Source organism: Kribbella sp. NPDC050459, assembly GCF_040655315.1.
In the GTDB taxonomy this organism is placed as follows: domain Bacteria; phylum Actinomycetota; class Actinomycetes; order Propionibacteriales; family Kribbellaceae; genus Kribbella.
Map to the genome: position 1 here is coordinate 507,248 of NZ_JBFAJQ010000001.1, position 22,899 is coordinate 530,146.

The 22,899-nt window shown below is 68.9% G+C and carries 23 protein-coding genes; 14 read left to right on the forward strand and 9 right to left on the reverse strand.

The annotated features are described in order from the left end of the window. Positions 1 to 10: 10 nt before the first annotated feature. The 7 genes from AB0I12_RS02380 to AB0I12_RS02410 all read right to left on the reverse strand — a co-directional run bounded on the left by AB0I12_RS02380 (position 11) and on the right by AB0I12_RS02410 (position 6,600). Positions 11 to 1,003: an ABC transporter permease subunit gene (locus AB0I12_RS02380; protein WP_359923400.1), complete on the reverse strand. Its 993-nt coding sequence runs from the start codon at positions 1,001 to 1,003 to the stop codon at positions 11 to 13. 3 nt (positions 1,004 to 1,006) lie between these two features. Further along, entirely contained in the window at positions 1,007 to 2,554 is a 1,548-nt protein-coding gene (locus AB0I12_RS02385; RefSeq protein WP_359923403.1) for an extracellular solute-binding protein, read from the reverse strand. Between the two features lie 10 nt (positions 2,555 to 2,564). Beyond that, positions 2,565 to 3,182, reverse strand: coding sequence for a DUF624 domain-containing protein (locus AB0I12_RS02390; protein ID WP_359923406.1), 618 nt, complete (start codon positions 3,180 to 3,182; stop codon positions 2,565 to 2,567). A 261-nt stretch (positions 3,183 to 3,443) separates the two neighbouring features. Then, on the reverse strand, positions 3,444 to 4,079 hold the full coding sequence (locus AB0I12_RS02395; protein WP_359923408.1) for a DUF1961 family protein: 636 nt from the start codon (positions 4,077 to 4,079) through the stop codon (positions 3,444 to 3,446). Then, positions 4,079 to 5,095 (reverse strand): LacI family DNA-binding transcriptional regulator, encoded by a 1,017-nt coding sequence (locus AB0I12_RS02400; RefSeq protein ID WP_359923410.1) that lies wholly within the window; start codon positions 5,093 to 5,095, stop codon positions 4,079 to 4,081. The genes AB0I12_RS02395 and AB0I12_RS02400 overlap by 1 nt, the downstream gene beginning before the upstream one ends. Positions 5,096 to 5,175: 80 nt before the next feature. Beyond that, on the reverse strand, positions 5,176 to 6,075 hold the full coding sequence (locus tag AB0I12_RS02405) for an alpha/beta hydrolase (protein WP_359923413.1): 900 nt from the start codon (positions 6,073 to 6,075) through the stop codon (positions 5,176 to 5,178). Positions 6,076 to 6,213: 138 nt separating this feature from the next. After that, entirely contained in the window at positions 6,214 to 6,600 is a 387-nt protein-coding gene (locus AB0I12_RS02410; RefSeq protein WP_359923416.1) for a VOC family protein, read from the reverse strand. An 81-nt stretch (positions 6,601 to 6,681) separates the two neighbouring features. On the opposite strand from AB0I12_RS02410, the gene AB0I12_RS02415 reads away from it, so the two are divergent. The 12 genes from AB0I12_RS02415 (at position 6,682) to AB0I12_RS02470 (ending at position 18,927) form a co-directional block, all read left to right on the forward strand. Continuing rightward, entirely contained in the window at positions 6,682 to 7,146 is a 465-nt protein-coding gene (locus AB0I12_RS02415) for a hotdog fold domain-containing protein (RefSeq protein ID WP_359923418.1), read from the forward strand. 9 nt (positions 7,147 to 7,155) lie between these two features. Beyond that, the gene (locus tag AB0I12_RS02420; protein ID WP_359923420.1) at positions 7,156 to 8,316 is read left to right on the forward strand and encodes a GNAT family N-acetyltransferase; all 1,161 of its coding nucleotides are present in this window, start codon (positions 7,156 to 7,158) and stop codon (positions 8,314 to 8,316) included. Between the two features lie 73 nt (positions 8,317 to 8,389). Further along, positions 8,390 to 8,986, forward strand: coding sequence for a crossover junction endodeoxyribonuclease RuvC (gene ruvC / locus AB0I12_RS02425; protein ID WP_355478490.1), 597 nt, complete (start codon positions 8,390 to 8,392; stop codon positions 8,984 to 8,986). 41 nt (positions 8,987 to 9,027) lie between these two features. After that, the gene (gene ruvA, locus AB0I12_RS02430; RefSeq protein WP_359923423.1) at positions 9,028 to 9,630 is read left to right on the forward strand and encodes a Holliday junction branch migration protein RuvA; all 603 of its coding nucleotides are present in this window, start codon (positions 9,028 to 9,030) and stop codon (positions 9,628 to 9,630) included. Positions 9,631 to 9,633: 3 nt separating this feature from the next. Beyond that, complete coding sequence (ruvB, locus tag AB0I12_RS02435; protein ID WP_359923426.1) at positions 9,634 to 10,686, forward strand: Holliday junction branch migration DNA helicase RuvB; 1,053 nt, start codon at positions 9,634 to 9,636, stop codon at positions 10,684 to 10,686. A 237-nt stretch (positions 10,687 to 10,923) separates the two neighbouring features. Then, entirely contained in the window at positions 10,924 to 11,406 is a 483-nt protein-coding gene (gene yajC, locus AB0I12_RS02440; RefSeq protein WP_359923428.1) for a preprotein translocase subunit YajC, read from the forward strand. A gap of 87 nt (positions 11,407 to 11,493) precedes the next feature. After that, positions 11,494 to 13,245: a protein translocase subunit SecD gene (secD, locus tag AB0I12_RS02445; protein WP_359923431.1), complete on the forward strand. Its 1,752-nt coding sequence runs from the start codon at positions 11,494 to 11,496 to the stop codon at positions 13,243 to 13,245. Further along, positions 13,245 to 14,420 carry a protein translocase subunit SecF gene (gene secF / locus AB0I12_RS02450; RefSeq protein ID WP_359923434.1) on the forward strand — a complete coding sequence of 392 codons (1,176 nt, stop codon included), beginning with the start codon at positions 13,245 to 13,247 and terminating at the stop codon, positions 14,418 to 14,420. The genes secD and secF overlap by 1 nt, the downstream gene beginning before the upstream one ends. Further along, complete coding sequence (locus AB0I12_RS02455) at positions 14,420 to 14,959, forward strand: adenine phosphoribosyltransferase (protein WP_359923437.1); 540 nt, start codon at positions 14,420 to 14,422, stop codon at positions 14,957 to 14,959. The genes secF and AB0I12_RS02455 overlap by 1 nt, the downstream gene beginning before the upstream one ends. 305 nt (positions 14,960 to 15,264) lie before the next feature. After that, positions 15,265 to 17,454 carry a bifunctional (p)ppGpp synthetase/guanosine-3',5'-bis(diphosphate) 3'-pyrophosphohydrolase gene (locus AB0I12_RS02460; RefSeq protein WP_359925111.1) on the forward strand — a complete coding sequence of 730 codons (2,190 nt, stop codon included), beginning with the start codon at positions 15,265 to 15,267 and terminating at the stop codon, positions 17,452 to 17,454. An 80-nt stretch (positions 17,455 to 17,534) separates the two neighbouring features. Continuing rightward, positions 17,535 to 17,930, forward strand: coding sequence for a hypothetical protein (locus tag AB0I12_RS02465; RefSeq protein WP_359923439.1), 396 nt, complete (start codon positions 17,535 to 17,537; stop codon positions 17,928 to 17,930). A 19-nt stretch (positions 17,931 to 17,949) separates the two neighbouring features. Beyond that, positions 17,950 to 18,927, forward strand: coding sequence for a hypothetical protein (locus AB0I12_RS02470; RefSeq protein WP_359923441.1), 978 nt, complete (start codon positions 17,950 to 17,952; stop codon positions 18,925 to 18,927). Positions 18,928 to 19,006: 79 nt separating this feature from the next. On the opposite strand, the gene AB0I12_RS02475 is transcribed toward AB0I12_RS02470, so the two are convergent. Next, entirely contained in the window at positions 19,007 to 19,906 is a 900-nt protein-coding gene (locus tag AB0I12_RS02475) for a hypothetical protein (protein ID WP_359923444.1), read from the reverse strand. A 185-nt stretch (positions 19,907 to 20,091) separates the two neighbouring features. On the opposite strand from AB0I12_RS02475, the gene AB0I12_RS02480 reads away from it, so the two are divergent. Both AB0I12_RS02480 and AB0I12_RS02485 read left to right on the forward strand, forming a co-directional pair. Next, complete coding sequence (locus tag AB0I12_RS02480; RefSeq protein WP_359923447.1) at positions 20,092 to 20,673, forward strand: papain-like cysteine protease family protein; 582 nt, start codon at positions 20,092 to 20,094, stop codon at positions 20,671 to 20,673. A 1-nt stretch (position 20,674) separates the two neighbouring features. Beyond that, on the forward strand, positions 20,675 to 21,457 hold the full coding sequence (locus AB0I12_RS02485; RefSeq protein WP_359923449.1) for a hypothetical protein: 783 nt from the start codon (positions 20,675 to 20,677) through the stop codon (positions 21,455 to 21,457). 136 nt (positions 21,458 to 21,593) lie between these two features. On the opposite strand, the gene AB0I12_RS02490 is transcribed toward AB0I12_RS02485, so the two are convergent. Further along, positions 21,594 to 22,754 (reverse strand): hypothetical protein, encoded by a 1,161-nt coding sequence (locus AB0I12_RS02490; RefSeq protein WP_359923452.1) that lies wholly within the window; start codon positions 22,752 to 22,754, stop codon positions 21,594 to 21,596. Positions 22,755 to 22,899 lie beyond the last annotated feature (145 nt).

Genomic DNA, 22,899 nt, shown 5'->3' on the forward strand with positions numbered 1-22,899 from the left:
GGTCCTCCTCTCAGAACAGACCGCGCTGGCCCATGCGCTTGGCCAGCAGGTTGGAGCCGAAGATCAGCACGACGCCGACCACGCCCTTGAACAGGCCGACAGCCGTCGCGTAGCTGAACGAGCCCTGGGTGATGCCGATGTAGTAGACGAACGTGTCGAACACGTCCGCGACGTCGCGGTTCAGCGACGTGGTCATCAGCCAGATCTGCTCGAACCCGGAGTCCATCAAGTGCCCGGACGTCAGGATCGCCATCACCACGATCGTCGGCCGGATCGCCGGCAGCGTGATGTGCCAGAACTGCCGCCACCGGCCGGCGCCGTCCACCCGGGCGGCCTCGTACAGCTGCGAGTCCACGCCGGCCAGCGCGGCCAGGTAGATGATCGTTCCCCAGCCGGTCTGCTTCCACAGCAGTTGCAGCACGATCAGCGGCCGGAACCAGTCCGCCTGCGCGACGTAGTCGGTCTTCTGCCCGCCGACGATCCCGTGGATCCAGTTCGCGATCACGCCGAAGTCCACCGAGAACAACAGGTAGGTGAGCGAGGCGACGATTGTCCACGACAGGAAGTGCGGAATGTAGACAAGCGACTGCACGGACCGCTTCAGGACGTTGACCCGCAGCTCGTTCAGCAGCAGGGCGACCACGATCGGCGCCGGGAAGACGAAGACGATTGTCAACAATGCGAGCAGCAGAGTGTTGAACAGCAGCCGGCCGAAGTCCGGTCCGGTGAACAGCTCCTGGAAGTGCTTGAGCCCGACCCACTCGCTACCGGAGTAGCCGAGGAACGGTACGTAGTCCTTGAACGCGATCGTCAGGCCGTACATCGGCAGGTACTTGAACACCACGAAGTACACGAGACCGGGCAGCAGCAACAGGTAAAGCCAGCGGTAGCGGAACAGGTCCCGGGGAAGGTTCCGGGCACGGCGGGTGCGCTTGGCGGCGGGCGCCGGCCGCGAAGAGTCCGCGGCCGGCTGCACCACCTCGGGGACGAGGTCGGTCGCCATCCGTCAGCCGCCGGCCTTGGCGGACAGGTCGTTGACCTCCTTGACGATGTCCGTGCCGCCGCTGTCGTACCAGCGCTTGATCTGCGCCTTCAGCTGCTCCTCGGTGATCGCTCCGGACAGGTACTTGATCCGCGCGTCCGGGATGATCGTGTCCAGCGTCTGGCCCTTCGCCACCGCGGTCGGCGCGATGATGCTGAGCGCCGGGTTGAACACCGCGGTCTTCAGGTCCTCGTTCATCAGCACGTCGAACTTCTCCCGCATCGCCCGGCTGGCCTCGTCGTTCGGCCGCAGCGCGTACGCGCCGAGCCCGACCGACGCCCGGGTCCCGAGCTGGATGAAGGCCTTGTCCACGTCGTTCTGGATCGCCTTCACCTTCGGGTCGTCCTGGTTGAGCGGCACGGCGTACTGCCCGTCGACCTTGAAGTTGCGGCCCTCGATGCCGTTGGTCAGCAGGATCGAGCCGTCCTTCGACTCCAGCTTGTCGAGCGTCTGCAGCACCTGGTCGAGCTGCTCCTCCGTGCGCACGTGCTGCTTGGAGATCGCCATCACCATGTTGTAACCAGTGAACGGATACGAGTGCTTCTCGCCGTCCGGGCCCTTCAGGTTGCCGACCAGGGTGACCTTGTCGAAGTCCTTCGGATTCTTCTCCTTGAACAGGTCGAGCAACTGCGTCGCCCGCACGTTCACGTCGATGATCATGCCGCCCTTGCCCTGCACGAACGGGTCGTTCCAGTTCGCGCTGTCGAGCGTCGCGAAGTCCGGGTTCACCAGGCCTTCCTTCACCCAGCCGCGCAGCCACTCGTTGGCCTTCAGGAACTCCGGGGTGTCGAAGCCCGGGACCAGCTTGCCGTCCCGCTCACCCCACCCGTTCGGTGCGCCGAACCAGGTCTCCACCACGTCGTACGGGCTGGCGCTCGCGTAGTTGCCGGGCCACTTCGGGATGATCAGGCCGTAGGTGTCCTTCTTGCCGTTGCCGTCCGGGTCCTTCTCGGCGAACGCCTTCGCGATGGTGTAGAGGTCGTTCGTGGTCTGCGGCTCCTTCAGGCCGAGCTTGGCCAGCCAGTCCTTGCGGATCACGATGCCGGAGCGCAGCAGCGGGCGGACCCGGTAGATGCCGTACGTCTTGCCGTTGGTCTGCGAGTTCTTCGCGGTCTGCTCGTTCGACGGCTTCAGGTTCGGGTACTTGTCGAGCTTGCCGGTCAGGTCCCAGAACGCGCCGGCCTCGGCCGCCTTGACGAACGACGGGCTCTTCTCGTTCACCACCATCACGTCCGGGATCTTGTCCGACGCGAGCGTGACGTTCGACTTGTCGCCGTACTCCGCGTTCGGCACCCAGGTGACCTTGAGCTTCTTGCCGATCAGTTTCTCGACCGCCTGCTGCAGCTCGCCGTTCGGATCCGGTGCGGTGCCGAACAGCGGCGCCATCACGGTCAGCTCGTTACTGGCGGCCTCGCCGCCCTTGTCGTCGCCGCCGCCGGAGCAGGCAGAGGCAGCGAGCAGTGCCGTCGTGACGGCGGCGACGGCGATCCGCCGTCGGGAGAAGATGGTCATCGGTTCCCTTTCAGTTACCACTCGGGTGCAGGCGCGCGTCGTTCTCGGCGAAGAAGCGCAGGCAGAGCCAGGTGTCGAGCTGGATCCAGGCGCCGCCGGCCAGCACGAACCCGAACACCGGGAACTTCACCGACACGAAGGCGACGGACACCGCGACGAACAGCAGGACCAGGGACGACGCCGGCCGCGCGAGCGCGACCAGCGATGCCTTGGGCAACAACATGCGGATCCCGAGGTCGTAGTGCACGGCCATCGGGAGCGCGTAGGCGGCGATCAGCCCGAGCGCGACGAGTGCCGCGAGGCTGGCCAGGCGGGGGAGTGCGGCCCCGAGCGCGGCGAAGTACAGGTAGTTGCCGACCAGGACGACGGCGACCGCGATCAGGGGCAGTACCACGAGCGTGCCGCGCCGGAACTCCCGGCGGAAAGCGGTACGGAAGGCAGGAAAGGCGTGAAACGATTCATCGGATGACCTGCGTCTGGCGAGTGAATATGCCGCGAGCGTGGCCGGTCCGATACCCAGAGCAATGCCGCCGGCGAGCGTGAAAAGGATCCACAGGGCGTTCAGCTTGATCACCCAAAGGACCTCGTCCGCAGCGCCGTACAGCCTCACGGCCCAGCCTGTGTCCATGCCGGTTCCTGCCTTGTTTCGGGGCGAAAAGTGATGTGACCGTATGGTTGAATCGTCTCAATGTCAACACCTCGGAAAGCGTTTGTCAGACACCGGTCACCGCGTCGCGTCCACCCGCCCCCACCATCGCTCCGACAACCCGCGCCCGCCGGACGGGTCTGCACAAGAGCGGATATCCACTGGTGTGTGGGGTTCTCTGCTCGTATGCCAGCGGAGAACCCCCAACGCCGGGGGATAACCACCGGCGTTGGGGTAGGTGGGTCAGGGGGTGGTGACGCGGAGGTTGGCGTATTCGCCGATCAACGGCGCCATCTGCCGGAAGCCGATCCGGCCGCCGGGCAGCGGGCGCTCGTCGTACCAGGTGAAGCTGACCAGGTCGTTGACGGCGAACGTGATCTCGCCGCGCTGGACGGTGAGGCGCAGGTGATAGGGCCCGTCGGCGTCGGCGACGTCCGGGATCGGGTCGGCGCCCTGCGCGACGAGATGGAAGCCGTAGCTCTTGCGCAGGTTGCAGGTGTGGAAGGCGCGCTCGGCCGGCCAGCGCCGGCGGAAGTACGAGACGTGGTACGTGTCGAGGTCGCCGTGGTGGTACTGCTCGTACGGCCCGGTCCGCGGCCGCAGCTCGAACAGGTCCTCGCCGTGGCGACCCTTCGCGTGGAAGAACAGGATGCACAGACCGGGCTCGCGGATCGGCCAGAAGTCCCACTCGACGGTGATGTCCGGCGGGAACTCCTCCGGGCACCACAGCACGACGTTCGCGTGCTGGCCGTCGTCCGCGGGCCGCACGCTCTCCAGCCGCAGCCGCCCGAGCGGGTACGACGTCGCGCCGTCGCCCTCGAGCCGGAAACCTTCGAGATCGACCGGCGAGGCGAGCGGATTCTCGTACAGCACGGTCATCAGCGGCGGCGCTTGAAGTCGCTGGACTCACGCACGATGAGGTCCGGCTGGAAGATGACTTGACGATGCCGGTGCTGCTCGGCCGACTCGACCTCCTCCTGCAGCAACTCCATCGCGGACCGCCCGAGCAGCTCGGCCGGCTGCCGCACCGACGACAGCGGTACGGCGGCGGCGCGGGCGAAGTCGATGTCGTCGTACCCGACGATCGCCATGTCGCGCGGGACCCGCAGACCGGCCACCGCCATACCCTGCAGGAACCCCAGCGCCAGCAGGTCGTTGGCGAGAAACGCCGCGGTCGGACGGGACCGCGCCGGGAGCGCGGCGACCTGCTCGCCGATCGCTCGACCTTCGACGACACCCATCACGTCGACCTCGTGGTACTGCAGCTCGACGTCGCCTGCTTCCGCCACGACCGCCGTGATGCCGTCCTTGCGGTCGGCAACTTGCTGCATCGTGAACGGCCCGCCGATGAAGGCGATCCGGCGATGGCCGGCCTCGATCAGGTGGTTCCCGGCGAGGCGTCCGCCGAGCTGGTCGTCGACCGAGACCGAGCAGAGGCCGCGATCCGCCGTACGGTCGACGAGCACCACCGGCGTACCGCGGTCGACCAGCGCGGTGAGCCGCGGATCGGTACTGTCGAACGGCGTGATCAGGATGCCCATCACGCGTTGCTGCTCGAGCTGGTCGAGGTGATGACCTTCGCGCACCGGGTCGGTCTTGCTGTTGCACAACATCACCACGGTGTCGTGCTCGTACGCCAGCGCCTCGGCGCCCTCCGCGAGATCGGTGAAGAACGGGTTCGTCACGTCGAGCACCACGAGCCCGACCGTCCGGCTCTTCCCCGCCCGCAGATGGCGCGCCGCCTCGTTCCGCACGAAGCCGAGCGCGTCGATACTCGCCTGCACCCGCTCCCGCGTCGCCGGCGCCACAATCGCAGGCCGGTTCAAGAAGTTGCTGACCGTCCCCACCGAAACCCCGGCCCGCCGCGCAACCTCCTTGATGCTGGGCGTTGCCATCGTCCCCCGTCCAGCCGCGTAGTTCCGGTCCCTCGCAGTCTATCCCGAATTGAATCGTCAAAATCCACCCACCCCGGGCTCTACGTGTCGGCTGTCGTCGCGACGTCGAGGACTGCTCGGGCGAAGGATCCAGGGTCTTCCTGGGGAGGATTGTGGCCGATGCCGGGGAGTTCGCGTCGGTCGAAGCCGCCGGTGAAGAGCGGTTCCTCGAAGGTCGAGTCGTCGGGGCCCAGGCCGTCGGCGAGGGCGTCGAGTACGACGGCCGGCACGGTGATCTCGGGTGTGGTCGCCAGCAGTTCCTCGAGGTGGTCGTAGCGCGGGTCACCGGGTGCCATGCCGCGACGGTGCCGATAGGAATGAATGACGGTCGCGACGAAGTCCGGATTGTGCAGGCTGGGTGAGCTGGCGGCGAAGGCAGTGGCTGCGCCCGCCCAGGTCGGCGACCACTGCCGCCACAGCAGCCCGCAGAGCTCGTCGGTGTAGCGCTCCAGCCCGGCACGCCCGCGATCGGTGAGGAAGTAGTGGGTGTACCAGGCAGCACTCTCGGCTTCGGGAGGTGCGGGCTCGGCAGATCGGGCAATGTCCTGGATGTTGTACCCGCCGACAGTCACCAGGCCGACGACCCGCTCGGGCGCGACGGCGGCGGCGATGCAGGCGGCGCGGCCACCCCAGTCGAAGCCGCCCACGACGGCGTGTTCGATCTCGAGCGCGTCGAGAAGATCCAGCAGATCTTGACCGAGCGCGCCTTGCTGCCCGGAGCGCATGACGTCATCGCTGCGGTACCGGGTCGGCCCGTACCCGCGCAGATACGGCACCACAACCCGCATCCCCGCCTCGACGAGCACCGGCACCACGTCGTCGTAGCAGCGAACGTCGTAGGGGAAGCCATGCAGCAGTACGGCGGTAGGCCCGCCACCCGATCCGGCCAACTCATAGGCGATGTTCAGCACCGGTGTCGACGCAGTTCCCGACTGATCCATCAAGCTCTCCTCGCTTGCGGGCCGGCCATCGTGGTCGTACCAGCCGTATCCGGACCATCCACCGCAACCCGCACCGGCCGGCCACTTTGGTGACCCTAGGCACTCCAAGCCGCAAACAACAGACAGAGCGAGGCCGGCTCAGGCTGATGGCGGAGCGCTGTCGGCTGTGTAGAGGCCCTTCGAGAGGTCGACGAGTACCAAGGCGTTGCCGAATGGGTCCTGTACGACGGCGACACGGCCGACCGGGATGTCTTCCGGGGGACTCAAAACGGTACCGCCAGCTGCCGTGAATGTGGCGACCGCGGTCCGGACGTCGTCGACCAGCCAGTTCGGCTCGTACGACAGGCGCTCGGTCAGCACCAGCTCACTGTCCCCGTCGGGCAACCCGAGCCCCGCCTGCCCAACCGCGTCGTTGCGCCACATCACCCGATGCCCGAGCTCGTCGACGTAGAACCGAATCCCCTCGTCAAGGCTCGGAACCGGGACCTGTACCGCATCCACGCGCCGCAGAAGTCCGTTGCTCATACCCCAGCGTCTCCCAGACCAGGGCCCGTGGTCCTACTTCTCCTCTTCACACCTGATGTGACTCGTGAGTAACATGCGGGCATGAGTCAGGTGTTGGGGTTGTGGGAGCGGTTGCGTGGGGTGCCTGGTGGGGAGCGGGTGTTTTCTTGGGGGTTTGCGTGGAAGGCGCCGTACTTTCGGTCGGTGCGGCCTCGGTTCCTGCAGGTGAGTCCCAACTATGCGGCGTTGACGTTGCCCAAGCGGCGGGCGGTGCTGAATCACATCGGGACTGTGCATGCGATTGCCGTGTGCAACGGTCTGGAGGCGGCGATGGGGGCGTTGGCCGAGGCGACCGTGCCGGCGGGGAAGCGGTGGCTGCCGAAGGGGATGGAGGTCGCGTATCTCGCCAAGTCGACGTCGGATCTGACGTGCTCGGCGGAGACGGATCCGGAGACCTGGGCCGCGGGGCCGGATGTGCCGGTGCGGGTCAAGGCGACTCGTGACGACGGGACGGTGGTCGTCGAGGGGACGATTTATCTCTGGGTGACGGACAAGAAATCGACGTAGGGTCGCCCCGTGACTGAGCTGCGGGTGGTGGAGGTTGCCGAGGAGTACCTGGACTCGGTGTTCGAGGTGCGGACGCGGTCGTTCGGGCCGGGCGGTGACAAGGACGAGTGGAAGAAGTCGGCGCGGCAGTTCATCGCGGACGGGCGATATCTCGGAGTCGTCGACGGTGACGAGTTGGTCGCGGCGGCGCGGATCTGGCCGCTGGAGCAGTGGTGGGGCGGGCGGCGGGTGGCCAACGGCGGTGTGGCCGGTGTGGTCGTCGCGCCGGAGTACCGCGGGCGCGGCGTCGGCAGTCTGTTGATGCGCGCCGTGCTCGATCGCTGCGCGGAGAAGGGCTATCCGCTGACCTCGCTGTATCCGGCGACCACGGTGCTGTACCGGCGCCTGGGGTACGAGTTCGCGGGCAGCCGGCATCTGTACACCTTCCAGGCGGCCGATCTGCGGACCCTGGGCGGCAACGGTACGGCGGTGCGCAAGGCGGGTCGCGACGACGCCGACCTGTTCCTCGAGCTGGCCGGGAAGGTGCACGAGACGCGGCGTTCGAACGGTCCGCTGGTCTGGCCGCGCGCGCAGGTCGAGTCCTGGCTGGAGGACGACAACAGCTTCGCGTACGTCGCCGAGGACGGCTTCGTGGTCTACAAGTGGTCCGACCGCGAGCTCGCCGTCGAGGAGCTGATCGCCGGATCGGAGGAGACCGCTCGCGCGCTCTGGGCGACCGTCGGCTCGGGTGCGTCGATCGCGAAGACCGTGGAGGCGTGCTGCCCGCCCTTCGACGCGATCCATCTGATGGCCGAGCACGAGGCCACCGGCAAGTCCTGGCAGAACCGCTGGATGCTGCGGCTGGTCGACGCTCCGGCGGCCCTCGCGGGGCGAGGATTCCCGGACGGCGTCGTACTCGAGGCGGACCTGCGGATCGACGACCCCGAACTGCCCGCCAACACCGGCGACTGGCACCTCTCGGTCGGCAACGGATCGGCCCGGCTCACCGCCGCCGAGCCGTCGAGCGACGCGCTGCGACTCGGCCCGCGAGGGCTGGCCGCGCTGTACGCCGGTACGCCGCTGGCGACGCTCCGCGGAGCCGGCCTGGCTGCCGGGGGAGCGGCGCCCGCCGACGCGGCGTTCGACGCGGCCTTCGGCGGACCCGCGCCGTACATGCTCGACGACTTCTGAGCCTCGGCGCGCCGATTTCCAAAGGCCCGTCGCCTCCGTCTAGGGTTGTCGAACAAACGTTCGGAGGTGGTCCATGCGGGTGCTCGGCGTCGACCCGGGACTGACCCGGTGCGGCCTCGGCGTCGTCGAAGGGACGCCGGGGAAGCCGCCGGCGCTGGTCGCCGTCGGGGTGATCCGGACGCCGGCCGATCTGGACGTGGCCAAGCGGCTCGTGCGGATCGAGGAGGAGCTCGACGAGTGGATCGCCCGGCACCAGCCGGACGCGGTCGCGGTCGAGCGGGTGTTCGCCCAGCACAACGTCCGGACGGTGATGGGGACGGCGCAGGCGTCGGGGATCGCGATGGTGGTCGCGGCGCGCCGCGGTCTGCCGGTCGCGCTGCACACGCCGAGCGAGGTGAAGGCCGCGGTCACCGGATCCGGCCGCGCGGACAAGGAGCAGGTGACCACGATGGTCACCCGGATCCTCAAGCTCAGCGAGCGTCCGACGCCCGCGGACGCCGCCGACGCGCTCGCGCTGGCGATCTGCCAGGTGTGGCGCGGCGGCGTTGCGAGCAAGTTGCAGCAGGCGGCCGCGAGCCGGGTCAACCTCGAGGCCGCGGCGCAGGCGCAGTCGCGGCTGCAGGTGGCGCGGCTGCGGGCCGCGGTGGCCGCTCAGCAGGGCAAGCGGTGATCAAGCAGTGAGCGCGACGTGAGCAGGCTTGGAGGCTGGCGATGATCGCCTTTGTACGGGGCCCGGTGGCGGCCGTCGGAGTGGACAGTGCCGTCGTCGAGGTCGGGGGAGTGGGCCTGCTCGTGTACTGCGACCCGGGCACGCTGGCCGGGTTGCGACCGGGGCAGGAGGCCCGGATCTCCACGTCGATGGTGGTCCGTGAGGACTCGCTGACGCTGTACGGGTTCGCGGACGACGATGCGAAGACCACCTTCGAGCTGCTGCAGACCGCCTCCGGGGTCGGGCCGAAGCTCGCCCAGGCCGCGCTCGCGGTGCTGAGCCCCGACCAGCTGCGCCAAGCGGTCGCGACCGAGGACCTCGCCGTCCTGGTGAAGGTTCCGGGCATCGGCAAGAAAGGCGCCCAGCGGATCGTGCTGGAGCTGAAGGACAAGATCGGCGCGCCGTCCAAGACGGTCACCGGTCGGCCGCTGCAGGCGCAGGAGGCGTGGCGCGACCAGGTGCACGCCGGCCTGGTCGGTCTCGGCTGGTCCGCCCGCGACGCCGAGGACGCCGTCACCGCCGTGTCGCCGCTCGCCGCCGACAACCCGAACCCGTCCGTTCCCGACCTGCTGCGTGCCGCGTTGCGCGTGCTCTCCAAGGCTTAAAGGATGGAAGACAACGTCCGGCCGCTGGTCTCCGCGGACGCAGTGGATCTCGAGGAGCGCAAGATCGAGTCCGCGCTCCGGCCACGCACGCTCGCCGAGTTCGGCGGGCAACGGAGGGTCAGCGAGCAGCTCGAGCTGGTGCTGCACGCGGCCCGCGGCCGCAACCGCGCGCCGGACCACGTGCTGCTGTCCGGTCCGCCAGGGCTGGGCAAGACCACGCTGGCGATGATTATCGCCAGCGAGATGTCCGCGCCGCTGCGGGTGACGAGCGGTCCGGCGATCCAGCACGCCGGCGACCTGGCCGCGATCCTGTCCGGGCTGAGCGAGGGCGAAGTCCTGTTCCTGGACGAGATCCACCGGATGTCCCGGCCCGCCGAAGAGCTGCTCTACATGGCGATGGAGGACTTCCGGGTCGACGTGATCGTCGGCAAGGGCCCGGGCGCCACCGCGATCCCGCTCGAGATCCCGCCGTTCACCCTCGTCGGCGCGACCACCCGGGCCGGTCTGCTGCCGGGACCGCTACGTGACCGGTTCGGGTTCACCGGTCACCTGGAGTTCTACGAGGCGGCCGAGCTGGAGAAGATCGTCAACCGGTCGGCCGCGCTGCTGGAGGTCGACATCACGCCCGAGGGCGCGACCGAGATCGCGTCCCGGTCCCGCGGGACGCCCCGGATCGCGAACCGGCTGCTGCGCCGGGTCCGCGACTACGCCGAGGTCCGGGCGGACGGCATCATCACGCTCGTGCTGTCCAAGGCGGCCCTGGATCTGTACGAGGTGGACAAGATGGGCCTGGACCGGCTGGACCGTTCGGTTCTGGACGCGTTGTGCCGCCGGTTCGGCGGCGGGCCGGTGGGTCTTTCCACGCTCGCGGTTGCGGTCGGCGAGGAACGTGAGACTGTGGAGGAAGTAGCGGAACCTTTTCTGGTCCGGTCGGGCTATCTGGCCCGTACGCCGCGCGGTCGCGTCGCCACGCCCGCGGCCTGGCGGCACATCGGGCTGAAGGTACCGAAGGGCGCGACGTTCGCGGACACGCTCTTCGACACCGACGAGGACTGAGGAGTTCGGCTCCAACTGAACAAGAGCGGAGTCCGGGGAACACCGACCGGCGCCGGAACGTAGACACTGCGTGACGTGGACGTGGTGAGTAACTCAAACGTGACCCGGTGTCATGAGGTAGTTGTGGACGCTCAGGGTTAGACTCCCCGGTGGCCTGACCTCCAGGCCGTCCGCTCCGACCTGCGCATTCGTGCAGGGCACTCCGACAACCGACCCGACGAAGGATTCTGAGACCCGATGCAACTCCTCGCCGTACCGATGGCCTCCTCCGGGGGCGGTGGCATCACGCTGCTGCTGCCGCTGATCCTGATCGTCGGAATGATCTGGTTCATGAGCCGGTCGCAGAAGAAACAGCGTCAGCGTCAGGCCGACACGGTCGCTGCGCTCTCGCCCGGCACCAAGGTGATCACCACCAGCGGCCTGGTCGGCATCGTCGAGGAGACGGACGACGACTACGTGACGCTGGAGATCTCCGAAGGTGTGCTGGTCCAGGTGGTCAAGGCCGCGATCGGCCGGGTGATCCCGGACGAGGACGCCGCCGCCGACGAGGTCGAGGCGCCTGTGGCTGCCGACGAGGCCCCGGCCGCCACGACGGTTGTCACCGACGAGGCCGACGACGCTGCGAAGGTCGACGTACCGGACGCGGGCAAGGCCGGCGAGAAGGCCGACGGCAAGGTGCAGGACGCGCCGAAGCTGCCGCCGACGCACACCGAGAACTGATCTCCTTCCCCACAACGGCCTGCGGCGCGGCGTTCGGCGTCCACCAGACGGTGCGGCGCGCCCAGAAGTACAAAGGTTGAAACTGACGTGGCAACGACTTCGACATCCCGCCCCGGGCGGAGCCTGATCGGCTTGCTGGTGGTCGTGGTTCTGCTGTTCGGGATCATGGCGCTGACCAAGACCTGGAAGCCCAAGCTCGGGCTGGACCTCCGGGGCGGCACCACCATCACGCTGACCGCCAGCACGATCGACGGCAGCGGCAAGGTGACCGCCGAGCAGCTGAACGAGGCGAAGAACATCATCGGCCAGCGGGTCAACGGTGCGGGTGTCGCCGAGTCCGACATCACCACCTCCGGGGCGAACCACATCAACGTGGCCGTCCCGGGCGCCACGAAGGAATCCCTGGTGTCGCAGGTCGGCCAGACCGCCCTGCTGTACTTCCGGATGGTGTACGACGCGCAGGCCGCGGCGCCGCAGCCGACGCCGTCGACCACCCCGTCGACGACGCCGAAGCCGACCACCACGCCGAAGGCGACCACGACGCCGAAGCCCAGCGCCACGATCAAGCCGAGCACCACGCCCAGCTCGCCGAAGGGCCGGGCCTGGAGCAGCGCGCTCGGTGAGGCGACGCCGACGCCGACCCCCAAGCCCAGCACGCCGTCCGCGACACCGAGCGCGAAGCCATCGGCGACGCCGTCGACCCCGGCGGTCGCCGGCGACCCGCTGAACTACACGCCGGACGCGGCCACCCAGGCGGCGTTCGCGACGTTCAAGTGCGGCGACAAGCAGGTCGACGACCCGAACAAGCCGATCTTCTCCTGTGACCGCCAGGGCACCTACAAGTACCTGCTCGGCCCGGCGATCATGAAGGGCACCGACCTGTCGGACGCCTCCGCCGGGATCCCGCAGAACGGCCTGCAGTGGCAGGTGAACCTGAAGTTCACCGGCGAGGGCGGCGACAAGTTCCTGAAGGCGACCACCGCGATCTCGAAGCGCGGCCAGGGCCAGAACCTGTTCGCGATCGTGCTGGACGGCGAGACCATCTCGACGCCGAGCGTGGAGAACCCGATCCCGGGCGGCCAGGCGCAGATCACCGGTACCTTCACCGAGGCCGAGGCCCGCGACCTGGCGAACGTGCTGAAGTACGGCGCGCTGCCGGTCAAGTTCGACATCTCCTCGGTCGAGACGGTGTCGCCGCAGCTCGGCGGCGACCAGCTCTCCGCGGGTATCTGGGCCGGTCTCGCCGGTCTCGCGCTCGTCGTCGTGTTCTGCTTCCTGTACTACCGCGGCCTCGGCATCGTCGTGGTCCTGTCGCTCGGCGTCGCCGCCGTCCTCACCGGATCGCTGGTGATCCTGCTCGGCAAGGCGATCGGGTTCACGCTGACGCTGGCCGGTATCGCCGGTCTGATCGTGGCCGTCGGTATCACCGCGGACTCGTTCATCATCTACTTCGAACGACTCCGCGACGAGGTCCGTGAGGGCCGCAGCCTGCGGTCGTCGGTGGAGACCGGCTGGGCCCGCGCCAAGCACACGATCATCGCGGCCGACTCGATCTCGCTGCTCGCCGCGCTGGTGCTCTACGTACTGGCGATCGGCAGCGTCCGCGGCTTCGCGTTCACGCTCGGCCTGACCACGTTGATCGACCTGGTCGTGGTCTTCCTGTTCACCAAGCCGCTGGTCACGCTGCTCGCCCGGACCGACTTCTTCGGCCACGGGCACAAGCTGTCCGGACTCGATCCGGAACATCTGGGCGTCGAACGACTGCCCGGACAGACGAAACCGACGGCCCGGCCGCGGAAGACGCCGTCCACGCGCAAGCCGGTCGGAGGGGAGGTCTGATGTCGAAGCTCGGACAGATCGGTGCCAAGCTGCACCGCGGCGAGGTCTCCTACGACTTCGTCGGTCACCGCAAGTTCTGGTTCAGCCTCTCGGCGGTGCTGGTCATCATCTCGCTGGCCGGCCTGTTCACCCGCGGCCTGGCGCTCGGGATCGAGTTCAAGGGCGGCGTCGAGTACGAGGCGAAGGTCAAGGTCACCGACAGCACGGTGCAGGACTTCAGCGACGCCGTGAAGGCGACCAACGCCAAGGACCTCGGCGACCCGGTCGTGACCACGATCAACAACGAGAAGGTCCGGGTCCAGACCAAGCCGCTGGCCCAGAACGACATCGGCGTCGTCCGCGCGGCGATCGCCAAGGAGGCCGGCCTCCCGGCCGACCAAGTCACCTCGCAGCAGATCGGCGCCTCCTGGGGCAAGCAGATCGCCGACAAGGCGATCCTGGCGCTGGCGGTGTTCCTCGGCCTGGTCTTCTTCGTGATCTGGGTGTACTTCCGCGAACCCAAGGCGTCGCTGGCCGCGATCATCGCGCTGGTGCACGACGTCACGATCACCGTCGGCCTGTACGCGCTGATCGGTTTTGACGTCACGCCGGCGACCGTGATCGGCGTTCTGACCATCCTCGGTTACTCGCTGTACGACACGGTCGTGGTGTTCGACAAGGTCCGCGAGAACACCCGCGGTATCACCGGGTCGAACCGCTACACGTACTCGGACGCGACCAACCTCGCCGTCAACCAGACCGTGGTCCGCTCGATCAACACCACGGTCACCGCGCTGTTGCCGGTGGGCGCGATCCTGGTCGTCGGTACGTGGGTGCTCGGCACCGGCCCGCTCAAGGACCTGTCGCTGGCGCTGTTCGTCGGTATCGCCGTCGGTGCGTACTCGTCGATCTTCATCGCGCCGTCGCTGCTCGCGGTCTTCAAGGAGCGTGAGCCGGGGATGCAGGCGCTGCGCAAGCGCGTCACCGCGAAGAAGGCGCAGACCGCTGCCGCCGCGGCCGCTCCGGTGGCCGTGCCGGCAGGTGCGGGGGCGACCCGTTCCGCCGTCCAGGACACGCCGCGGAAGGCGGACCGGACGACCGGTGCGGCCCCGACGCCGTCGTCGCGGCCGATGAAGGCGGCTGCGGCGGGCCGGCCGCAGCCGACGCGCAAGCCGCGGTCGAAGCGCGGTAAGTGATGCGGTCGCTCGAGCAGGTTCTCACCGACGGCATTCGCGACATCCCGGACTACCCGCAGGCGGGGGTGGTGTTCAAGGACATCACCCCGCTGCTGGCCGACCACACCGGCTTCACCCAGGTGGTGGAGGCGCTGGCGGCGGCCGGCAAGGACGACGACGGCACCCCGGTGGTCGACAAGGTGGTCGGGATCGAGGCCCGCGGCTTCATCCTGGCCGCTCCGGTCGCGCTCGCGCTCGGCGCCGGATTCGTGCCGGTGCGGAAGAAGGGCAAGCTGCCGGCGGCGACCTACGAGGAGTCGTACGCGCTGGAGTACGGCGAGGCGACGATCGAAGTGCATCAGGACGCGTTCGCTCCTGGTGACCGCGTGCTCGTCATCGACGACGTCCTGGCCACCGGCGGCACCGTCGAGGCCTGTCTGCGGCTGATCCGGCGCTGCGGCGCCGAGGTCCTCGGGACGACGGTCCTGCTCGAACTCTCCTTCCTCCCGGGCCGCGAACGCCTCGAGGGCGAGACCGTCAACTCCCTCGTCACGGTCTGAATTCGGGCAAACTCTCCGTCGCCGCGAGCTGACTCGGCGTGTTGTCCACAGGCGGTTCGGCCTGGTTGGACGCGGGCCTCTAGACTGGTGCTCTGTCGGCGGAGGGACACAACGTGGGCGAAGACCCGGCGATGACATCTGCGGTACCGAACGCAGGACCGCAGGAGCCTCCGCGCGCGCCGTCACCGGTGCGCCCGGCGCCGGTGCCCCAGCCGCCCGCGACCCAGCCGCCGCGGATCGCGCCGGCCCGGGTCCGTGCCCGGCTCGCCCGCCTCGGCGGCACCCGGCACCCGAACCGGGCGCCGATGCTCGAGCCGCTGTTCCGGGTGGTCCGCGCGACCCACCCGAAGGCCGATCTCGGCATGATCGAGCGCGCCTACCGGACCGCGGAGAAGTACCACACCGGCCAGATGCGCAAGAGCGGCGACGCCTACATCACGCATCCGCTCGCCGTCGCCACCATCCTCGCCGAGCTCGGCATGACCGCGACCACGCTGTGCGCCGCGCTGCTGCACGACACCGTCGAGGACACGCCGTACACGGTGGAGGACCTGACCCGCGACTTCGGCGAAGAGATCGCCATGCTGGTCGACGGCGTCACCAAGCTGGACAAGGTCCGCTACGGCGAGTCGGCGCAGGCCGAGACCATCCGCAAGATGGTCGTCGCGATGTCCAAGGACATCCGGGTGCTGGTGATCAAGCTGTCCGACCGGCTGCACAACATGCGCACGCTCGGCTCGCTGCGCCAGGAGAAGCAGGAGCGGATCGCTCGCGAGACGCTGGAGATCTACGCCCCGCTGGCCCACCGGCTCGGTATGAACACGATCAAGTGGGAGCTCGAGGACCTGGCGTTCTCAACCCTGCACCCGAAGGTGTACGACGAGATCGTCCGCCTGGTCGCCGAGCGCGCACCGTCCCGCGACGAGTACCTGGCGACCGTGATCGACCAGGTGCACGAGGACCTGCGTTCGGCGAAGGTGAAGGCCACCGTCACCGGCCGGCCGAAGCACTACTACTCGATCTACCAGAAGATGATCGTCCGCGGCCGCGAGTTCGGCGATATCTACGACCTGGTCGGCATCCGGGTCCTGGTCGAGTCGGTCCGCGACTGCTACGCGGCGCTCGGCATCATGCACGCGCGGTGGAACCCGGTCCCCGGCCGGTTCAAGGACTACATCGCGATGCCGAAGTTCAACATGTACCAGTCGCTGCACACCACGGTGATCGGCCCGCAGGGCAAGCCGGTGGAGCTGCAGATCCGGTCGTTCGCGATGCACCGCCGCGCGGAGTACGGCATCGCCGCGCACTGGAAGTACAAGGAGGACCCGACGTCGGTCGCGCCGGCCGCGCCGAGCACCGACATCGGCGGGCCGAACGACATGCCCTGGGTGCGGCAGCTGGTCGACTGGCAGCGGGAGACCTCCGACCCGTCGGAGTTCCTCGACTCGCTGCGGTTCGAGATCAACAACGCCGAGGTCTACGTCTTCACCCCGCGCGGTGACGTGATGTCGCTGCCGACCGGGTCGTCCCCGGTCGACTTCGCCTACGCCGTGCACACCGAGGTGGGGCACCGCTGCATCGGCGCCCGGGTCAACGGGCGGCTGGTGCCGCTGGAGAGCACCCTGGAGAACGGCGACGTCGTCGAGGTGTTCACCTCGAAGGCGCAGGGCGCGGGGCCGTCGCGCGACTGGCTGACATTCGTCAAGAGCCCGCGCGCGCGGAACAAGATCAAGCACTGGTTCTCCAAGGAGCGCCGCGACGAGGCGATCGAGCACGGCAAGGACGCGATCGCGAAGCAGCTCCGCAAGGAGGGTCTGCCGCTGCAGCGCCTGCTGTCGCACGAGACCCTGACCGCGGTCGCGAACTCGCTGCGCTACCCGGACGTGACCGGGCTGTACGCCGCCGTCGGCGAGCAGCACGTGAGCGCGCAGGCGGTCGTCCGGCGCCTCATCGAGACGTACGGCGGTGAGGAGGGCGCGGCCGAGGACCTGGCCGAGGGCCTGCGGCTGCCGCAGTCCCGCGAGCGCCGGAAGCGGACCGCACGCGGCGACGCCGGTGTCATCGTCAAGGGCGCGACCGACGTGCTGTCGAAGCTGGCCCGGTGCTGTACGCCGGTGCCCGGCGACGAGATCATCGGCTGGATCACCCGCGGCGCGGGCGTCTCGGTGCACCGCGCCGACTGCGCGAACGTTGAGAACCTGAAGACCCAGCCCGAGCGGATCGTCGAGGTCGAGTGGGCGCCGACCGCCCAGTCCGTCTTCCTGGTCGCGATCCAGGTCGAGGCGCTGGACCGGGCGCGGCTGCTGTCGGACATCACCCGGGTGCTGTCGGACTACCACGTGAACATCCTGTCCGCGGCCCTCACCACAACCCGCGACCGGATCGCCAAGTCCCGCTTCACCTTCGAGATGGGCGACCCGACCCACCTGGGCCACGTCCTGAAGGCCGTCCGCTCCGTCGAGGGCGTCTTCGACGTCTACCGCGTCACGCAGTAGGCCGTGGGGACTGGTTCGGCGGTTCGGCCGGCGGACCGGGGCTGAGGCTGTCGAACGGCGCGGCCGCGGTCTTCCTGGATGTGCTCGCGCCGGCCGCGTGCGAGCTCGCCAGGACCGGGTTCGAGCGCGGCTTCGCGTTGCTGGTGTGCAATGCGCGGATCGGGTCGGGCAACGACGGCTTCGACCTGGACGAGCTGCCGTGGTCGGCCGAGTGGGCGGACGAGCGGGCGTTCCTGCTCCGGGTGATCGAGTTGGCTCGGACGCGGTTCGGGTGGGAGCTGCTGTCGTACGAGCCGCCGTTCGTCGACGTGTATCTGGCGGAGTACGAGCGGCTGGTGCGGGACTACCGGCCGCCGGTGGGGCCGGTCGAGCCGGCGCGGATGTGGGATCCGGCTCCGGAGGATGCGGCGTTCAGGCGGTGCCTCCGGCACGGGTTGTTCCTGGGTGATTACACGGATTGCCGGCTCTGTTTGTGAGGGCGGGCAGACTGCGGGTATGAGCGGTTTCGGGCGGCGTGGGTTGTTGCTTGCCGGCGTGGGGGTGCTGGCCGGCTGCAGCGCGTCGTCCGGCGGACAGGCGAGTGGTACATCGGTTCCGTCAGGCACCGGCTCGTCGGCGGGCACGCCGAGCACCCCGTCGCCGAGCGGCCCGTCGTCGAGCACCCCAACGCCGAGCACCCCAACGCCGAGCGGCCCGTCGTCGAGCGCCCCGTCGAGCGGTCCGGCGTCAGGGACGCCGCGTGAGATCGTTCTGCCGAGGGTGCGGTCCTGGGCGCCTGGTCCCGGGGAGATCGAGCCTGCGGCGAAGCGGGCCGCGGTGGCGGCGGTGGTGGAGTTGGTGCGGCCGCGGGACACCCGCGGTGTGGTGGAGGTGATCGACGCGCAGTACGGCGGGATCCTGAGCGACACCGCCAGCGTCCTCGTACCCTGCCGCGTCTTCACCCTCGCGGACAGCCAGGTGGCGACCGGCGGCACCACCGTCGACGTACGGCTCACCAAGACGCGGGGGACCTGGCGGGTAACCGCGATGCATCCCGCACAGCCGGGAAAGGCGACGACGCAGCTGTCGCCGGCTGCACGACAGGTGCTGAACAACGCGCGGATCGCGCTACCACCCGCCTCCGCCGCGGACATCCGCTCCGGTCAGGTCCACCAGAGCGTGCTGGCCGCGATGCTCGAGCTTGCCCAGACGTACCGGATCGGCGTCAGCGTCATTCGCTCCGGCCACCCGATCAACGTGTTCGGCACCGACCGCCCGAGCGACCATCCGCGCGGCCGCGCCTTCGACACCTGGCAGATCGACGGCCGCGCGGTCGTCGACCCTGGCACGCCCCGCTCACTGGTCACGGCGTACATGCGCGCCACCGAAGCGCTCGGCTCCTACAACGTCGGCGGCCCGTACCAACTCTCCGGTCCGGCGTACTTCTCCGACCGCACCCACCACGACCACATCCACGCCGGCTTCCGCGCCTGAGCCCGCCGACCTGCGACCGGAACCGGCAACCTGAGCCCTGCAGCAGCAGGTCCCAGCGGACCACTTCCGGTCTCAGGTTCTAGTCCCACTCCCACTCGATGCCGACCGTGCCCGGGTCGGCCGACGCCTCGATGACATGGACGCGGCCGTCGGGGGTGAGCATCAACTCGCGGTGGACGAGATTCGGGCCGGAGGTGTGGCAGCGGCGGATCTCGTGGACGCGGACCGGGAGCGCGGCGCGATCGAACTGCACCTCCAGCACGTAATGCATCCCGCCCCACTCACTGAACCGCTGGTACTCGGTCGCCGGCAGCCCGGAGCGGTCCTCGACTTCGTAGTGCACGACGGCCGTCTCACCGACCGCGAGAACCCGGTCGAGGAGCAGCTCGCCCAGCAGCGCGCCGGCCTCGGGGGAGCGCGCGATCCGGCCGGTCCGGCAACCACTCAGCGCCCGGAGCGTCAGCTGCTCGGCATCGCAGCCCGGCTCACCCTGGTGCGCGATGATGAGCCGGTCCACCGGTTGTACGGCGACCACGCTCTGGGTCACGCGCCGCCGGTGCGCGCTTCGGTCCGGGCCGAGCCGGACCTCCTCGAGAACGGTGACGTTGCGCAGCCGTCCGTGGGCGTCGCGGCGGAGCCGGTCCAGCAGCCTGGTGAGGGCCTCGGCGTAGTCGACCACGGCGTACGGCTGCAGCGTCGCCGACGGATCGGTCCGGGACGGCGGGATCCGGACGGTGAGCCAGCCGGGCGGCACCTCCAGCAGGTCCTCGAGCGCCGTCACGATCGCCAGCGAGTCCTCGCGCGGCACCCGCCGGCCGCTCTGCCAGGTGCTCAGAGTGGCGACACCGACGTTCAGCCCGCGGTCGGCGAGATGGGTCCGGATCCGGTTCAGGGCCAGGCCGCGCCGGGCGATCGCCTGCCGCAGCGCGTCCGCGAACGGCGCTTCCGGCGTCACCACCGGGACAGTGGAATCGATCATGTCCACGCTCCTTTGGGGAAGTGTAAACATTCACAGCACGGTCCGGCACTGGCTCGTCACCCGCTGTTCACGCGGAGCTGCCGTTCACACCGCCGTCCGGCCCGCGTCCCGAGTCCTTGCCGCGCGGTGGTGACGTCTCGACGATGGACTCCGCCCACCCCGCAGTACCTCTCGAAGGAGGACTCATGCGCAGGCCCCGCCCCAGCCGCACCTGGTCGTTGCTCCTGGCCACGATCCTCGGCCTGGCGACGCTGGCACCGCTCGCCCCGCCGGCCTCGGCCGCCCCCGGCAGCTACTACCTGAACGTCACCGGCCAGGCCCAGCAGAAGTCGAACTGGTGCTGGGCCGCGAGCGGCAACAGCATCGCCGCGTTCTACGGACGCTCCTACTCGCAGAACCAGTTCTGCAACCTGGCCTTCGGGTACGCCGTGAACGCGACCTGCCCGAACAACCAGGCGACGCTCGCGAACGATCAGCGCGCGTTCCGCACGATCGGGATCAGCGCCGGCAGCTACGTCTCGTCCACGCTCAGCTTCAGCACGCTCGTCACCGAGATCGCGGCCGGCCGCCCGGTGATGACGCGGATCGGCTGGACGTCGGGCGGCGGCCACATGATGGACATCATCGGGTACGACGCCTCCGACTCGACGATCGAGTACTACAACCCGTGGCCGGACGACCCGCGGTACAACTACTCGACCTACACCTGGTACCGGTCCAACTCGCAGTTCACCTGGACGCACTCCCTGTACCGGATCGGAGCCTGACATGCGCCGCCCGAAGAACCTCCTGCTCCGCTGCGCCGCCGTCCTTGCGGCCGGTCTCGCGTTCTCGTTCGCGGCCTCCGGCCCGGCCGGCGCGGCGGGTCCGCAGCCGGTGTCGCCGAGCGAGTTGTCCAAGGCAACTGATGCCGCCAGGTCGTCGGACGCGCTGAGCCTGCTGGGCAAGGCCGGCGGTACGGCGAAGGCCGCGGCGAGTGTCGCGCGGGACACGCACCCGATCTACGCGCTCAACCCGGCCTTCGTCCGCGACGCATCGGCGCCCGTGGCAACCTTCTGGTACGCGGCAACCAGCGCCGCACAAGGTGGCCGGACGTTGACCGTCTTCACCGCCCCGGACGACACCGGCGCCTGGCACGCAGTCAACGTGGCCTCCGGCAACACCGAGGCCCGCATGGTGTCGGTCGCAGCCGGTGCCCTCGTGTTCACCGAACCCCAGATCGGCGCCTGGTACGCCGTTGCCGGAACCCAGGTACGGCCGCTGAACCAGTCGGCCGTCAAGTCGATCGGCGCCAAGCCGATCACGATCACGGCCTACCAAGAACTGGTTGCCCACCGCTACGCCGACAAGCTCCCCGGCACCCAGTACAACGAGTCCGGCATGGCCGGCGGCTACGACACCACCGCCTCGACCACAGCCTCAACCACAGCCTCAGCCACCGCCGCAACCACTGCCCGGTCCACGAACCACCACGTCGCCGCGATCGCCGCAGCCACCGGCGTCCTCGGCCTGGTTCTCCTCCTGCTGGCCCGCCGCCGGTACAACGACTGACCGTCGGTACCTGGGCCGATCCCGCCGCCCCGGACTGGTCGCCACCAGGGCACCATGTCCCCGCCGGGGCGCGCGGGTTCCACACCACCCGGTTCACCAACCATCGGTGAACCGGGTGGCTGGGAGCACGCGCCGATCAGGAGATGAGGTTCTGCTCCGTCACGAACGAATGCTCGCCGGCCTCGTCCTTCCAGTAGACGAGGGTCGGCGAGGTGGCGCCGTTCGTCGGGCCCGACGTCTCGAGGGCCTTCCGAGTCGTTCGGGCGGACTCGATGAGCGAATGGAACTCGCTCATGATCTGCCGCTCGCTCTCCATCGTCGCCGTGAAAGCGTCCTTGAGCTTCGCGAGCTCTTTCTCGAGCGTGGCGCCCTCGCCGCCCGGGAGGTTACGTGTCGCCCAGTTCATGTCCTGGAGCTTCGCCTCGCGCTGACCGATCTCGTCCTTGAGCCCTCGTGAGCGGTCCTGCAACTCCTGCCAGAACACGATCCCGTCGTCGATGACCGCCTTCAGGTGTTCCATCGAGGAAGTGACTGATTTCGGGTTCTCCTGCATGTCGACACAGACCCGGAGGTAGGAGACCCGGAGCTCCACGAACGAGGCGAGCATCGCGCTGTGGGCGTCGTAGTTCGCCTGCTGAACCTCTTTGAGGTCGTCGACGTTCGTCGCGCTGCGCGCTTCGACAAGGCGTCGGAACCTGGCGGACAGTGCTCGCACGTCGCGTTCCGCGAGCGCGAGGCGCACGAGCATGTCGTTGGAGAAGGAGCCTTCGAGGCTGTACTGCCGGTAGACGTCGTCGACGGTCCTGGAGGCGGCGAGCAGTTCGCCCGCGTGCGTCGCCTCGCTCCGGGCGATCGCCTTGTCCAACGCGCTCTTGATGGTGTCGAGCTTGCGATCGACCTGCTTGAACTGCTGCATCATCACTGCCGTGTTGAGCGCCAGGACCGCGAGGATCGGCGCCACGACCGGAAGTGAGCTCGCCACGGCGATGAACGGCGCCTGTCCCACGATCCCACCGGCTCCCATCACGGCGCTGCCGACGCCGTTGCCCACGGTCATCAGCGTGGCGGGGTTCGCGGTCGCCATGAAGAGCGTCGACGAGAACGCTGCCGACAGCGCGGTCGCACCCGTCGCCGCGCCTGCGACAGCCAGCGACAGCGCACCTTGCAGAGAGACGGCCCTCGCGTCCGGGACATAGTTCCCGGTGGCCAGATAGCCCTCGCGGAGGCTGGAGATCATCAACTCTCGCAGCTTGCCCTGGAACTCGAAGACGGCGAGCTCCGCTCCCTCCTTGCCCAAGCGTCGAACCTGGACCTCTTGAGGCACCTCTTCAGTCATATCCACAACCCCCTCCAGGCTTCGCCCGTACGGCGACACCCCTCCACCCCACCCTCGGACCGCTGCGACTTTATCCCAGTCCGCTCGTACCCGCCGATGTCGTCGC

Excerpts from the sequence above, each read along its gene's own strand:
- AB0I12_RS02485 (WP_359923449.1), top strand. The coding sequence starts at position 20,675 with ATGCGCCGCCCGAAGAACCTCCTGCTCCGCTGCGCCGCCGTCCTTGCG.
- AB0I12_RS02470 (WP_359923441.1), top strand. The coding sequence starts at position 17,950 with ATGAGCGGTTTCGGGCGGCGTGGGTTGTTGCTTGCCGGCGTGGGGGTG.
- AB0I12_RS02455 (WP_359923437.1), top strand. The coding sequence starts at position 14,420 with ATGCGGTCGCTCGAGCAGGTTCTCACCGACGGCATTCGCGACATCCCG.
- AB0I12_RS02385 (WP_359923403.1), bottom strand. The coding sequence starts at position 2,554 with ATGACCATCTTCTCCCGACGGCGGATCGCCGTCGCCGCCGTCACGACG.
- secF (WP_359923434.1), top strand. The coding sequence starts at position 13,245 with ATGTCGAAGCTCGGACAGATCGGTGCCAAGCTGCACCGCGGCGAGGTC.
- AB0I12_RS02380 (WP_359923400.1), bottom strand. The coding sequence starts at position 1,003 with ATGGCGACCGACCTCGTCCCCGAGGTGGTGCAGCCGGCCGCGGACTCT.
- AB0I12_RS02395 (WP_359923408.1), bottom strand. The coding sequence starts at position 4,079 with ATGACCGTGCTGTACGAGAATCCGCTCGCCTCGCCGGTCGATCTCGAA.
- AB0I12_RS02400 (WP_359923410.1), bottom strand. The coding sequence starts at position 5,095 with ATGGCAACGCCCAGCATCAAGGAGGTTGCGCGGCGGGCCGGGGTTTCG.
- AB0I12_RS02415 (WP_359923418.1), top strand. The coding sequence starts at position 6,682 with ATGAGTCAGGTGTTGGGGTTGTGGGAGCGGTTGCGTGGGGTGCCTGGT.
- AB0I12_RS02475 (WP_359923444.1), bottom strand. The coding sequence starts at position 19,906 with ATGATCGATTCCACTGTCCCGGTGGTGACGCCGGAAGCGCCGTTCGCG.
- ruvC (WP_355478490.1), top strand. The coding sequence starts at position 8,390 with ATGCGGGTGCTCGGCGTCGACCCGGGACTGACCCGGTGCGGCCTCGGC.
- AB0I12_RS02410 (WP_359923416.1), bottom strand. The coding sequence starts at position 6,600 with ATGAGCAACGGACTTCTGCGGCGCGTGGATGCGGTACAGGTCCCGGTT.
- AB0I12_RS02390 (WP_359923406.1), bottom strand. The coding sequence starts at position 3,182 with ATGGACACAGGCTGGGCCGTGAGGCTGTACGGCGCTGCGGACGAGGTC.
- AB0I12_RS02460 (WP_359925111.1), top strand. The coding sequence starts at position 15,265 with ATGCTCGAGCCGCTGTTCCGGGTGGTCCGCGCGACCCACCCGAAGGCC.
- ruvB (WP_359923426.1), top strand. The coding sequence starts at position 9,634 with ATGGAAGACAACGTCCGGCCGCTGGTCTCCGCGGACGCAGTGGATCTC.
- yajC (WP_359923428.1), top strand. The coding sequence starts at position 10,924 with ATGCAACTCCTCGCCGTACCGATGGCCTCCTCCGGGGGCGGTGGCATC.
- AB0I12_RS02480 (WP_359923447.1), top strand. The coding sequence starts at position 20,092 with ATGCGCAGGCCCCGCCCCAGCCGCACCTGGTCGTTGCTCCTGGCCACG.
- AB0I12_RS02405 (WP_359923413.1), bottom strand. The coding sequence starts at position 6,075 with ATGGATCAGTCGGGAACTGCGTCGACACCGGTGCTGAACATCGCCTAT.
- ruvA (WP_359923423.1), top strand. The coding sequence starts at position 9,028 with ATGATCGCCTTTGTACGGGGCCCGGTGGCGGCCGTCGGAGTGGACAGT.